The sequence below is a fragment of the Nostoc sp. 'Peltigera membranacea cyanobiont' 232 genome (assembly GCF_002245985.1).
Classification (GTDB): domain Bacteria; phylum Cyanobacteriota; class Cyanobacteriia; order Cyanobacteriales; family Nostocaceae; genus Nostoc.
Window position 1 is genome coordinate 1 of sequence record NZ_NOLK01000083.1, and the last position, 12,413, is coordinate 12,413.

General features: G+C 42.0%; 13 protein-coding genes. 1 reads left to right on the forward strand and 12 read right to left on the reverse strand.

Annotation, left to right across the window (positions count from 1 at the left end):
• Positions 1 to 604: 604 nt before the first annotated feature.
• The 7 genes from CDG79_RS24090 to CDG79_RS24125 all read right to left on the reverse strand — a co-directional run bounded on the left by CDG79_RS24090 (position 605) and on the right by CDG79_RS24125 (position 9,253).
• Complete coding sequence (locus CDG79_RS24090) at positions 605 to 1,258, reverse strand: Coq4 family protein (RefSeq protein WP_094344383.1); 654 nt, start codon at positions 1,256 to 1,258, stop codon at positions 605 to 607.
• A gap of 244 nt (positions 1,259 to 1,502) precedes the next feature.
• Positions 1,503 to 1,823, reverse strand: a complete 321-nt coding sequence (locus tag CDG79_RS24095; protein WP_094344384.1) for a nitroreductase family protein — start codon at positions 1,821 to 1,823, stop codon at positions 1,503 to 1,505.
• Positions 1,824 to 2,289: 466 nt separating this feature from the next.
• Positions 2,290 to 2,709 carry a tetratricopeptide repeat protein gene (locus CDG79_RS24100; RefSeq protein WP_094344385.1) on the reverse strand — a complete coding sequence of 140 codons (420 nt, stop codon included), beginning with the start codon at positions 2,707 to 2,709 and terminating at the stop codon, positions 2,290 to 2,292.
• A 197-nt stretch (positions 2,710 to 2,906) separates the two neighbouring features.
• Positions 2,907 to 3,665, reverse strand: coding sequence for a hypothetical protein (locus CDG79_RS24105; protein WP_094344386.1), 759 nt, complete (start codon positions 3,663 to 3,665; stop codon positions 2,907 to 2,909).
• 568 nt (positions 3,666 to 4,233) lie between these two features.
• Positions 4,234 to 7,650 (reverse strand): plasmid replication protein, CyRepA1 family, encoded by a 3,417-nt coding sequence (locus CDG79_RS24110; RefSeq protein ID WP_223278297.1) that lies wholly within the window; start codon positions 7,648 to 7,650, stop codon positions 4,234 to 4,236.
• A gap of 1,127 nt (positions 7,651 to 8,777) precedes the next feature.
• Positions 8,778 to 8,960, reverse strand: a complete 183-nt coding sequence (locus tag CDG79_RS24120; protein WP_094344388.1) for a hypothetical protein — start codon at positions 8,958 to 8,960, stop codon at positions 8,778 to 8,780.
• A 98-nt stretch (positions 8,961 to 9,058) separates the two neighbouring features.
• Positions 9,059 to 9,253, reverse strand: coding sequence for a ribbon-helix-helix domain-containing protein (locus CDG79_RS24125; RefSeq protein WP_094344389.1), 195 nt, complete (start codon positions 9,251 to 9,253; stop codon positions 9,059 to 9,061).
• 296 nt (positions 9,254 to 9,549) lie between these two features.
• Between CDG79_RS24125 and CDG79_RS24130 the strand changes: the two genes are divergently transcribed.
• The gene (locus CDG79_RS24130; RefSeq protein ID WP_223278298.1) at positions 9,550 to 10,182 is read left to right on the forward strand and encodes a hypothetical protein; all 633 of its coding nucleotides are present in this window, start codon (positions 9,550 to 9,552) and stop codon (positions 10,180 to 10,182) included.
• A gap of 213 nt (positions 10,183 to 10,395) precedes the next feature.
• Here CDG79_RS24130 and CDG79_RS24135 read toward each other — a convergent pair whose 3' ends face one another.
• The 5 genes from CDG79_RS24135 to CDG79_RS24160 form a co-directional block, all read right to left on the reverse strand.
• Positions 10,396 to 10,716, reverse strand: a complete 321-nt coding sequence (locus CDG79_RS24135) for an HNH endonuclease (protein ID WP_094344390.1) — start codon at positions 10,714 to 10,716, stop codon at positions 10,396 to 10,398.
• Positions 10,717 to 10,800: 84 nt separating this feature from the next.
• Positions 10,801 to 11,121, reverse strand: a complete 321-nt coding sequence (locus CDG79_RS24140) for a hypothetical protein (protein ID WP_094344391.1) — start codon at positions 11,119 to 11,121, stop codon at positions 10,801 to 10,803.
• A gap of 5 nt (positions 11,122 to 11,126) precedes the next feature.
• Complete coding sequence (locus tag CDG79_RS24145; RefSeq protein ID WP_094344392.1) at positions 11,127 to 11,423, reverse strand: hypothetical protein; 297 nt, start codon at positions 11,421 to 11,423, stop codon at positions 11,127 to 11,129.
• Between the two features lie 56 nt (positions 11,424 to 11,479).
• Positions 11,480 to 11,722 (reverse strand): hypothetical protein, encoded by a 243-nt coding sequence (locus tag CDG79_RS24150; RefSeq protein ID WP_094344393.1) that lies wholly within the window; start codon positions 11,720 to 11,722, stop codon positions 11,480 to 11,482.
• 321 nt (positions 11,723 to 12,043) lie between these two features.
• Positions 12,044 to 12,322, reverse strand: coding sequence for a hypothetical protein (locus tag CDG79_RS24160; RefSeq protein ID WP_094344413.1), 279 nt, complete (start codon positions 12,320 to 12,322; stop codon positions 12,044 to 12,046).
• Positions 12,323 to 12,413: the final 91 nt, after the last annotated feature.

Below are 12,413 nucleotides of genomic sequence, written 5' to 3' on the forward strand. Positions count from 1 at the left end.
AATGTTATTAATTTTATATACAACAAGTCAATAATTTGTTACTTTTCGTGTTTCACAGCCTCATGAATCTCGTCACACTTTCGTCATGATTTTGTCATCTCTTCGTCAATCTGATATGCAACTATTACCTACCAGAGGTTTATTCATTTTTATCAGGTGGGATTACCTGCCTTTCACTTATCTTTAAGTTCTCCTCATCGCCTCACCACGTATTCCAGAGGCTTTATTAGTTTCCCTGACTCATTGAGCAGTCCTGTAACTTTGTAGAATGGTTTTTTTGATCGCGCGGTTGTAGTTCGTTGTAGAGTTCATAGTCTTTTTTAAGAAAAAAATTGAATCTAAGTCAAAATTGAATGCTTTTAAAAATCAATTAGGCGAGTATTTACCTAAATAGATAAAAGGGTATCTTCACGCTTGAGATACCCAGGTGCTTAAGAAAAATAATGTAAACAAGTTATGAATTTACCACACATATTATTTATGGACAGTCTACTACGCCAAGATGCCTATGATTCCGTTGATAGTCGCGCCACTCTGAAGTTATTGCCAATTATTATCAATTAATCCTGACGCTTTTTCTTTTCGAGAAGAACTGCGTAAGCACTTAAATCGGTGCAATATTCAAAGATGTCTGCACGTCTTGTAAGGGTGTTTCCCATAATCTGTTCCATTCGATGCCAAACAGAGGTTTTGCCCGTTTTCCCATCAGGAAGCCTTGCGTCAACCCATCCATAATCTGCTCACAGAGTCCGACTTCGTACATTGCGGTTTTGAGCAAATTCTTAGCAATCAGGGCTAGAAATAAACGGTCTGGAACCAATTGTGCGGTATAAAAAGCTTCTAGTTTCACCTCACCAGGTTTATCAGTATCACACCCTGTAACCACGTGCCAGATGTCATGAGTTTCACCAATGTGAACACCCAAAAACATAAACGGATCGTTTGCAATTTCCTTGACAGGTGGTGGAGTTAATCCTTTTCTAATCATGTGATCCGCATACAGATAGCCCAGTGTATGGTTCGGTAATTGATGCAATTGCTGTAAATCGATTTTTCCCAGCAAGGGGCGGTCTACAAAAGCTTGTTTGCCTTGGGGGGTCAGGCTTAGAAATGCCACAATTTTTTGGAGCGTATCTGGATCATTGAGAAAATGGGAAAGCTTACCAATGGCAGCGAAATCTCCATAAGGAGATTTCACCAATTCTAGAAAGCTCTCCAGAATTGCCGTTTCTTGAGAATGATTGATGGTTTCTATCATGGGTTATTAATTAATTCTTGAAAAATTAATATAGCTAGCTATTTTATGGAAAGTATACACCCACAAGAAGGTAATAATCTTTACCTTTACTTCCAAGATGGACAAACGTTAAGCGCTGATCTGGTCACGTTATGGTTCAAAATTTGGTCATGCAGGGGGTAAAATCACACTTCCCCCTACTTCACCCAAGGCTTACACCCAACAAGCCCCGACACTTCAGATGAAGAAAGATATTAAATGGGTTCTATAAGATTTCTAAGACTTCTGACTTGAGGAACCTTACTTTTGCCAGTGAAGCATACTTGTCTTCTTCAGAGCGATAGCCAGCCGCACAAGCTACGACTGTCATAAAGCCTTTGGCAGTCAGCCCCAACAAATTATCGTATTTGACAGGTTCAATTCCTTCCATTGGGCAGGTGTCAACACCGAGTAACGCGGCACTCGCGGCACTGGTCATAAAGTTACCCAGTGCAATGTAAACTTGGCGCGTTGACCAGTCATTCACATTAAAACTGCGTGCGCCATCAACCACGTCACTGACCATCAGGTTCCGATAGCCTGCCATTGCATCTACAGTCCCTCCACGAAGCTCGGCAGTGCGGGCAATGAAATGATCGACATGCTCGGCATCACCGTGCCAAAACGGGAAAATTGTACGCTAAGGCTGAAAGTCTTTGTCTGTCTAGATTTGGGGCGTTAATTTTTTTTGATGGTGCAGAGTATTGTTACTACTCTGCACCATCTTCCAAGACTAATTCGAGTTAAAAGTGATAAATACAGGTATGCCATTTGCTCAAAACAACTGATTTTCATAGCGTTGAGGTTAGCATCAATCCCTTAGCGTACAATTTTCCCAAATTGGCACGGTAACGCCATTTGTGGCAGTCAAAAAGAATGACGATATGTGGCAGTCAAGAAAAAAATGAAATTGATGATGAACCAAAGGTATTTATGGTCAGCAAACAGCGAAAGTTATTTGACGATATTTTTAACCAATAATTCGTCTCTCTACAAAATTGCACAAAGCGAGGTTAGTGAAGGTGGTCAGGCTGGGGAGTGGCAGAGTTTATTTGTTTAATTTTGTCCAGAACTGCTTGGTAAGAGCTTGTGTTTCCAAGTTGTTTAAACAGGTCAGATGCTTTTTGCAAATCGGCAATTGCTAAATGCTGATCTCCTGAATTAGCGCGGGCAAGACCTCGGTTATAATAGGCATCAGCATAATTAGGGTTAATACGTAAAGACTGGTTAAAATCTTCGATTGCGCCTTTCATGTCTCCTGAATGAAGACGGGTAAGACCTCGGTTGATGTTGAATTCAACATCGGGTGCATTGACTTGTGCTAAAAGTAAAATTAACTCTCTTGTTGTTGGGGAATTTTTCGCGTCGGCTCTAGGACTTCCTAATATTACTCCTAATACTAGCGTTGCAATAATTGCTCTCACTACCTTCATCAAAATGTTTCCCTTGATACTTGATAGCAAAGATACTCCTCCTTTCACGCCAGCCGAACAAATACACAAGTAGAAACAACTTCAGGATGTACCGTTTCAGAAAAAGGTACGTTTTGAAATTTCTGCAAGCCTACTCCTGACAAGAGAGATGCGAAACTTTGGCTCAATGCTTTTTTATCAACAATACCAGAACTACATTACCTAACTTCTTGGAAAAGAATGGAATTCACATTATTCGGCTCAACTAAGCCTCTTCCTGGCATCAATTTTACACTCAAATTGTGACCGCTAATATTTAAAACATAAATATTTGCTTCGGAATCAAAAAGTTTCCATGTCCCCGTGTGACCATCAGAAATTTTCAAAGTTCCATCAGGATAGAACTTTGCAACACCGCACTCATAAACGTCTTGAATACATGACATGATTTGGTAAGTCTTCACTATCTGGTCTTGCTGCCCAGATGCTGTATTGCTGTCATACTCAACAGCACCTAGAAGTTGCACTTCATAGTTACCCCCAGTTCTAATTAAACCACTCGGAGGTGGCTGAATACGCATAATCACTTTAGTTTTTTGCTTTAAATCACCAGGGAAAGTTAATTGTGCAGTTGTACCATTTGAAGTTAAATCCTTATGAATTTTCCAAGTTTGTCTTTCATCATATAAATCAATTCCAATTGTGGCTGTATTGGCGTTACCTAACAACCCCATAGATGTGAACTTGATGTGAATATCCACTTTTCCTGGGCCGGCTAGAAAGTAGTAGAAATGGGGGCCAACAAAACTGTCTGCTACACTGGAATTGACTCCAGAATGTAATGGTGCTGGCTTATCTGGACTGAGCGATTGTGCAGTCACTGGGCTGACAAAAGTTGTGAGGATGAATAGTGTACTCACCGCTCTACCAAGCTGGTAAGTATGTTGTAAAATCTTTCGGATTTTACTGTTTGTCATTAGCGTCCTCCTGAAATTCATTTCATTCCTAAGACTACGAGATTGTAGGAGCCAATTTCGTAACTTTTTAAGAATTAAGCAACTCGGTTGTCATCAACCAAACTATGTTAAAAAACGTAAAGAGAACTGAAACTCTTGCTAATGAAGAAGGACGAACGTTAAGCGCTGATCTGTACTGAAGATAGCATAAGCATCAAAAATCAGTAGCTAAGATGCTTGCTGGACAAAGCTTCAGCCAAGGACGTACAGTTTTCCCCTTTTGGCATTGGTGTATGTCTAATGCACCAAAAGCCTGACAGTTCATTCGATAAGTAATTGGGCAGAATTAATTACACAATGTCATTGCGAATGAAGCGTAAAGCCAAAGCAGACGCTATCGCGAACGCACAGTAGCGTCTCCAAAAGTTGCCAAATGAAGCAAAGAGAAGCCTTTCTCCTTGCTTCTCTTCTGACGCTGCGCGTAGCAAGATCCCCTTCAGGGGGTACGCTTCATTTAATTACGCTCACAACTCCAGTAAATATTTTTGTCCACCTACTTATATTCTATTCAACTCAATCAGGGGATGATTTACGCCATCCATTCCACCCAATCGGGGGCATCTGCCACCAGTTGAGCAAACTTGTTCGGGTCAATATCCTCAAACTTGAAGATCACGCCCCACCGCTCATCAATCGTTAGTGTACTGAGTAATTCTTTAACTGACTCCACCCCATATTCAACCCGCTCAATCGCCAACTGAGCATAATATTTGACCCGTTCCCACCAAGAAATACTGTCTGCTTCATCTGTGTCCATACCCCCCCGATTATTACTTCCATCTTCATTAATGGGGGGTGTGGACGGCGGGTTAATCCCATATTGCATCTGCATTCTAGCTGCGTAAGCCGCATCTCGCTCAAGTGACTCTTGGCGTTTGCGTTCCCTCTCCTCCCGTTGCCGTTGACGATACTCCAATACCTGTTGGGCGAACTCGACATCCTCAGTATTCAGCCGATAGTACCTAACCCGTTTCCCATCTTCAAGCGGTCGCCGTGATTCAGTGGACAGTGCGAGTTGAGAAAGATACTGGCCCAAAATCCATACAGGAGATTCATCAAGGGGAATGGTCAGATTGAGAATGCCTTTAACGTGAGAGGCATTGCGTTTTGAGAACTGGGCCAAAACCTGAATCATCGCTTCGTCCCCTTTAATCTCAACCCCAGACATGAGATCCATCAACACTGCCCTCAATCCCAGCCGATGACGCATAAGCCAGGACGTAGAATGGTTACTCCAGTCGGTGCAGATGCTCAAGCGATCGCGCTCCGTTTTGTCCCTCTCCACCACAATATTCGGCGGTGTCACAAACTCCCGCCCAAGGTCATCGGTAATTGTCTCTCCGCTTGGGGCTAAAATTGCCTCCAGTGCGACAATCTTTTTAATTAAGCGTCCCCCGTCATCTTGCTCAACCAGTTCAGGAGTTACGCTCATCCCGTAAGTATCCTGTATGCGGAACTTCTCACATTCCAAAACGGATTCTGGTTTGAGATAGTCTTGGTGCTGCCTAGCCGCATAAGTCCTTCTATCAATATCTTTGGCGTTGGCAACTTTGCGGTAATACTCTTCATCGATGGCAATCCCCGCAGCCTTCATCCACCGGGAAGCCCCCTCATCGGTTGCATCACCCACAGGCGCAATAGTATTGCCCATTTCTTCTAGGAGCGATCGCAAATCAGCCCGTAAATTATTAATCGACCAATTCCGTTGCCCCTCAATCTGACAACTAGCATCTAATGCCCAATCCTTCTCAGCCCCACGTTTTCCTGTCTCGCGGTTAATGCGAATCAGAAACGCGGTCATTTCATTCGTTTGAAGAATCCTTTCCTTGATGCGTCGGGCATTGGTTTCGGCGTAACCAAAGGGGGGACGCGGAGCCACCCAAACATACATGGGGACATTTGGACGATACCGCCATAACTGCTGGGCGCATTCTGTAGCCGACTGCGAGACAGCATGAAACACGCCAAACACGGCATCAAAATGATAGCTGGAAATGTCAACCCCTGAACTGAGACTGGGAGTAATTAAAAAAGCGTCAAGATCCTTAATGGCAATGTTAATCTCTCGGATAAAGATGACATTCTCTTCAGAGCCGCTATTTTCCGAGTGAATAGCCCACACCCGTAGCTGTCGGTCTTCGGCTGATTCCGGTGTATCATCAGGCGTATCCATCGATGTCCCGTCATTCAGCGCTCGTTCTAACTTTTTGATGAAGCGCTTACTGTCACTGACCATCATCAGTTTTTTGCCCAACATCAGTTGAGCGTGAAACTCAGCAACGATTGCGCTGCTGTTTCTCCCCTCGTACCAATGAACTTGACGACCACCTGAGCGATACAGGTTTTTGATGATGTAGGGTTTTTCGCCAGTCGGTCGCAAATTCATGAAAAACTCAATGGTCAAATCATCCAAGTGAGCATCAGCTAAAACAACCAGCTTGGCGTTGTAAACCAAGTATTCCAATACTTCCAGGATAGCCCCCCGATGTTCTTTGCAGGTTTTGGACTTGAGCAAGTGAGCGAGATACTGGCAGGCTTCATCAATAAATAGAATATCGTAAGCCTGTAAATCATTTGCCATTTTATACAGAGAATCCACGGTAATGCTGAGAGCTTTTACCTGACCCCAATCCCCGCAAGAAATCGCGGAGTACATTGCTGTTTGTAAGCGATCGCTGAGATTCTTGAGCAAAGTAACCCGATGCCCATTGTTCAAAAAGCTCAAGTTTGGGTTCTCTCTTCTGAGAACTGCCAAAATTTCAGTCTTTCCTGTTCCCATATCGGAAACCAAACCAACTAACCCCGATTGAGGTAGGGAGTGTATTGCAAGTGAGAGATAGCGGGTATTAACTGTCACATTGGGCTTGGACTTATGGAGTCCCCTGGCTCGGTTAATGAAAAATCTTTGCTTGTACTCGCTGATTCTCAAGGCATCAGCAATCATTGTGGTGACGGCAATATCAGCCTTTTTCCCCAAAGCTACAACCCAATCGTCAATTCCTTTCTCTGGCCCTGGCAGCAGCGCTACTTCACATTGGCAACAAAGTTCTACAATTGCAGAAGCTGTGCGGCGTGTGGCTTGAAAAATCTGCTGTTTGGTTTTGGGTTTGCTTTCGTAGTCGAACAGAACAACAAATTTACGCCCCTTTTGAGAAGAGGCAGGGGGGCAGAGGGGCAGAGGGGCAGAGGGGAAAGATGCTTCACGGGAAGACTTACTGCAAGTTTCTTCCCTGCTCCCCTGCTCCCTTGCTTTTTGAGTCATTGGGACTAAATCAGGGTGCAGTCGTTCTAAATCCTCCTTGCCCACTCGGCCATTCCAGATTCCAGGCAGTGCGATCGCTACAAATCCCAGTGTGAGGAGACAACCTGCCTTCTTCTCGCCCTCCGTAAGGATTACAGGGATTTCGGGATGTGCCATTACCCAAGCCCAAAAACCTAACGCCTCTCCCTGGTCGGTAACAGTAATATGTTCTGGCATCGGCACGTTATACCGGAGTGATACCAACCGCCATAAATGTAGGGGCATTCTCAAGTAGGTAACTCGGTTGGGAGTTTTGGGTGGTGATTCGTACTTGACTGGCTTTTGAGTTTGCTGCTGTGTAGTCTTATCCCATTCCAGGCGGGGGTAATCTGGTTTCATCCGTCCCCAGTCCATCGGCAACCAATCATTAAGCGGGTCAAGTCCGCTAACCCACCATGCACCTGCTTCCGCGTGGGCATATCGTTTCAAGTACCCATCACGCAGTCGCCCATCGTTACGTCTGGCAGTTTGAGGTAGGGCGCATAATAGATATTCATATATTGATGTCCCCGATAGAGAACGGACATTCAAAGCTGTTAACTTTGGGTCAACACCTGAACCAACAACCCATTCTTGCCAATGGCTTTGAGTTAGCTGGTCGTTTCCATTAGCTTCATTGATGCTAATTACATTGGTTTGTGCCATTTTGATAACCTCCGATAATGGTTGTATTCATCGGAGCTACCCACTGTTAATGGCTAAAGTAGCAGTGCTGATATCAAGTGTTGCCAATGGCTAACCACTTTATCTCTACTCAGTAAAGAAAAAATTTCAGATTTACAAGAAACCAATCGTCTTGACTAAAAGACCTGAAATTAAGAGCATGAAACTCTCATGATTAGTTTTATAGGGTTGATGTCACCTGATTAAAGCTGTGCTAACTTTACCTCAACTACGCAAACATTGTTAAACTGAGATTGTTATATAAACGGTTAGTAGCCTAATTGCTAGGCGTATGTCTTGCGTATGGGCAGCTAGCCGATTTCTTATTTTTTACTTGCTTCCAAAGCTGACCAAGCGGCTGGTGTAATCTTTGGAATTAGTTTATGAATAGTCAAAAATGCAGAAATCAGCCCTACGCTTTAGCTCAAGGCAAAATAAAACAGCTTTTAACTGAAAAAACAAAATATTCACGATGCTATCCTCATATATGAGGCATCTAGCTGTAAAATTTATGTCTAAATTATTTGCATCTAAGTAGCTCTTGCTAACATTCCGCTTTAAATCTAGAGTCGGGATAAATTGTAGCGCCAGATGCCTTTTTTGCAATTTGTCCAAAAAAAGGCATAAAACACCGACCCTGTATGCTAAGATTGCGAACAGGGGTCGAGTCGTGAGGCCTCGTTAGTTCTTCAAACAATTTGGTGTCTGTCTGACCCGCCAAAGTCTTGGACATCAATACTGTTATCTAACGACTCCCCTTACCATTTTGACTATCCGAATATACTGCTAGTGTCGTTGCCGCCTCCTTTTTGTATTGATTCATTTCAGTCTGATTTGCAGACTTACTTTGGTAAGGTTAGCATGAAAAGCTGCTTGACAGTATCAAAACAGGCTAATCTGTTTTGTTTTGCAGGCTTGCAAATACTCAGGCATTTGCCTGAAAAACAAATCCACTTGCGCTATCCACCCTTTCAATAGACAGTTAACTCTTGAAGCAGTGTGCTTAAGCAGTTGAATAAGCCATTTTATCAACGGTGCTAGATGAACTAGCACCGTTTCAGTTTTTTCTAATCGAGAACATATATCTTGAACCATGTTTTCCTTTAATACTATTCGTGCGGTGTTTGGTGCTGTTCGGTTAACCATTGCAGTGCTAGCACTCTTAAAATGTGGCTCATATTCGTTTTCATACTTGTGCAAGCCTCCTTGAGTTGCTCTCGTTCATCTTCCAGCATGAAAACCCTGACCTCTGCTGCACCTTCTTGGCGACTGGTAACTATTGGAATGCTCATAATAAGCTCTGTTTTGCTAGCTGTGTTATACGCTTCTTGCTCATTAGTATAACATTCAGGCGAATTCCTGTGTGATACGCATGAAGAGATTTCTTCTGTTAATTTTTGTGAGGACTCTGGCTCAATAACTTTTTTGGAGGTTCTAGATACCCCTTTTGTACTAAGACTTCTTTTATAAGTTCGTCCAATAAGCTGCTAACAGTTTTATCCTCATCCTCTGCCCATCGCTCTAGCGCTTGTTTTACATGCTCGCTCGTGACAAACATTACTCGTGGTCTTTTACCTGCTGGCATTTTTTAACTTTAAATTGTGTACCTCAGTCAAGACAGTAGCTAATTCTCAGATACTTAGCTACAATCTGTCTGATTTTTTTTTGAGAAAAGTAAATTAATTCTTCTATTTATGCTGATAATTCTCTGAGAAAATGCTACTTTAAAGTTGTCAGCCAAAAACAGCCACAAAACAAAGGCAATAGAAGCCAGAAAGTGATGCTATGGCTAACCCCTAACTGGATATCTGGATTTGTCTAGATTTGCCTAAAAATCCTGACAAATCCTCGCCATTCAAGACTTTCAAAAAATTTTGAACCATGACAACGACATACACCAATGCCAAAAACTGGCTAGTTCAAGCGGACTTGTTAGCCAAATCCGGGCTAACTGACCTCATCGCTGGGAAAGACTCAGGAGCAGGGTATGGGAAGGCAATCATCGGTGATTTTTCGATCATGATGCCAGCCGCATACTCACTAGTTCGCAACCGAAACATCATGCACCACGAAACCATCTCAAAAGATGGGGCATGGGTGCGTTATGTACAAGGAACGCGGCTTGACTTAAAAGACGTTCAATTCTTTTGGGGCAGTGCGGCTCTAGCCCAAAGTGACCACACCCTGCTACACGAGGACAAAGCTAAAAAAGCAGAACTGGCACTAGAAAGCATTCTTGCAGACTTAGCAGTTCTTAATATTCCTTCAGGGGTCAAACTTTCGATTAGTTTGAGCAATCACAACCCAGAACGCTGGGCGACTGAGATTAAGCGCAGAGTTGAAGGGACTCACACCTTTGAACATCTTCACCCTGTAACCCGTTCCATTGTCACCAAGACAGTTGAAATCGTAGTCACAGGCATTTATCCAGAAGGATTTGGAAGCATTGCCCACTGCTTATTGGGGTTTTTTGCATTAACCCCCGAAAAGGGGGATTCTAGAATTTGTTGTTGAATGGTACTTCACTCTTTTGATTAGTACGCGAACGGTGAAAGCTAGTCAGGGTGAAGAGTATCACTATTTCTTAGACGATCTAATAATGGTATTTTGAGACATGTAAAAAGACATAATTCAGACTTGTCTCAAATTGTACACTTTCTGAGACGGGGTTTAGCCAAGAATCTTATCTGGCAAGAGTTATAGGGTGATAGCGTCAAAACTCACTTTTCATAATCCCCCTTTTCGAGGGTTTATCCCAAAAACCCCTCCTGGCGATACATTTCCCCTGCGTCGGTTATGAAAACTAAGGTGACAAGCTGTGCATAACGCACTTAAGTTTTCTCGACGATTATCCTCTGGCAAGAAATTAAAATGATGCACTGTTAATGTTAGCGCTGTTCTAAGAGAACGGGAAAGTTCGGACGTATCATCACCGGGACGAATACATTGTAACTGACATTTAGAACATCGCCAGTCCACAGATTGTTTCACTAATAAAGCGATCTCTGACCAGTTTTCTGGATAACGTTGCTGTGATTTTCTTGGCATTTCCAATTCTTCTCAAAATGCGTAGCGATTTAATTACCAGTTATTGGATTACGATTAATCTACTACAAATGGAGTTCAACATAGTTAGGAGTGTACTATGTGGTTTTGGGAAAAGGAATCGGTTGAGTACGAGGTATTTAAAAAATTCACTAGCTTAGACAAATTTTCGTCGTCTATGACTTTTATCCATTGACCATCAATAAATTCATTTTTAGTCAACACTTGTCCAAGAGAAGCTTTGTGGATGGATGCTATAGAAGATATTCCTGTTTTTTCAGCTATCTTTTTAGAGTTCCAGCCCTCAATATACAAAGGTTTTAGACGATTTGCTAACTCTGCTGCATCATAATTTTTACCAACAGGGCTAGAATTACGAAATTTCACATACTCACTGTAATTAAACATTTTTATTATTTTGGTTGGGTAAATATTTCCTCAGATGATTCAACAAAATAAGATAAATATCCTTTAATCAATTTAATATCTTTACTTAGTTCTGATTTTGTCTGTTGCATTCGAGACAAAGCGCCATACAAATAAGCATTGATTGATTCAGCATCGCCTTCTGGTAGCTCCTCTTTTAAATGTTCCAAACACTCAATCGAATAATCAAGGCAACTTATATGCTCTCCAAAAGTATCTAAATAGTATTTTATTTTAGCTAATGCTGCGTCAATATCAATTTTCTTTGCATCGTCTAAGCACATAGTCAAAATTCTCCATTTTGTCTCACGGCGACTACTAAACGTTGCTATTCCAGGATTTACTCTAAGAATTTGCCACTAGCGAAAATTCCATAATCGGAACTACTGAGTGGTGAGTAAAGCTTGATAGCTAACTCAGCGGCTTTATCAGGTGTCATCCCAAGAAAATTGTGGTGGTTGTCTATGTCTACTAGAAGACCGTTAGCATCGCGTTTTACTAGCTCCATTTGAATTCTAGCGATCCAATCCCCTCTGATTTTACGTTTTAATGTCTCAAATTCTTCTGTGTCAAATTGTGTCATAAATCAAAATTTGTAATTCCCTTTTTGTCATTTATCCATTTGCAATGATTGAAATAAATTTGCATGAGTTGTTTCAAAGCATTTAGAGCATAAACTTTTTTTTCCACCTTCCAATAAAAAAAGCATCCCCCCGCGAAACCAATTTTTATGGGAAGTGCAAAAATGTAATTGGTTCGGTTGCAAAGTGTAGTATTCAATGCTGTTTTTGGTCATAATTCCCTTTTCGTCACTTGATACTTAAAACTACTAAAATTAATGTATCAATAATCATGATTGATTTCCTGTCCAAGGATTTAAAGCACTCCGAGAAATATTTTGGCTTCAGCCAAGTTTATCAAACCAGTTCAAGTTAGGACTTTCCCCATTTTTTCGTCGGTCAGCCTCAGCACAAGCCTTTTCATAAACCTCATCCCAGCTACGAAGAAAGTCCTTTTCATAAAATGCTAAATCTTTGTATGGGATAGCGCTTTCAAGCGAGACAGCCTGCACTATCTCTTCAAAGCTTTGAAAATATCCTGGCTCAATTGCGATTGCTAACAAAAACCTCACGGAATTGTTTTTAAACTCTTGATGACATAGCTCTAATGGATCTGATTTCATACTCCTACCCTTGAGAATTATTTGGACTGAGAAACGTTTTTCTAGGTGACTTGATAAGTTCCGTAAAAATATCTTATCAAACATATTTAAT

Coding starts and splice junctions, on each gene's coding strand:
- CDG79_RS24090 (WP_094344383.1), bottom strand. CDS start 1,258: ATGATAGAAACCATCAATCATTCTCAAGAAACGGCAATTCTGGAGAGC.
- CDG79_RS24095 (WP_094344384.1), bottom strand. CDS start 1,823: ATGGCAGGCTATCGGAACCTGATGGTCAGTGACGTGGTTGATGGCGCA.
- CDG79_RS24100 (WP_094344385.1), bottom strand. CDS start 2,709: ATGAAGGTAGTGAGAGCAATTATTGCAACGCTAGTATTAGGAGTAATA.
- CDG79_RS24105 (WP_094344386.1), bottom strand. CDS start 3,665: ATGACAAACAGTAAAATCCGAAAGATTTTACAACATACTTACCAGCTT.
- CDG79_RS24110 (WP_223278297.1), bottom strand. CDS start 7,650: ATGGCACAAACCAATGTAATTAGCATCAATGAAGCTAATGGAAACGAC.
- CDG79_RS24120 (WP_094344388.1), bottom strand. CDS start 8,960: ATGAGCATTCCAATAGTTACCAGTCGCCAAGAAGGTGCAGCAGAGGTC.
- CDG79_RS24125 (WP_094344389.1), bottom strand. CDS start 9,253: ATGCCAGCAGGTAAAAGACCACGAGTAATGTTTGTCACGAGCGAGCAT.
- CDG79_RS24130 (WP_223278298.1), top strand. CDS start 9,550: ATGACAACGACATACACCAATGCCAAAAACTGGCTAGTTCAAGCGGAC.
- CDG79_RS24135 (WP_094344390.1), bottom strand. CDS start 10,716: ATGCCAAGAAAATCACAGCAACGTTATCCAGAAAACTGGTCAGAGATC.
- CDG79_RS24140 (WP_094344391.1), bottom strand. CDS start 11,121: ATGTTTAATTACAGTGAGTATGTGAAATTTCGTAATTCTAGCCCTGTT.
- CDG79_RS24145 (WP_094344392.1), bottom strand. CDS start 11,423: ATGTGCTTAGACGATGCAAAGAAAATTGATATTGACGCAGCATTAGCT.
- CDG79_RS24150 (WP_094344393.1), bottom strand. CDS start 11,722: ATGACACAATTTGACACAGAAGAATTTGAGACATTAAAACGTAAAATC.
- CDG79_RS24160 (WP_094344413.1), bottom strand. CDS start 12,322: ATGAAATCAGATCCATTAGAGCTATGTCATCAAGAGTTTAAAAACAAT.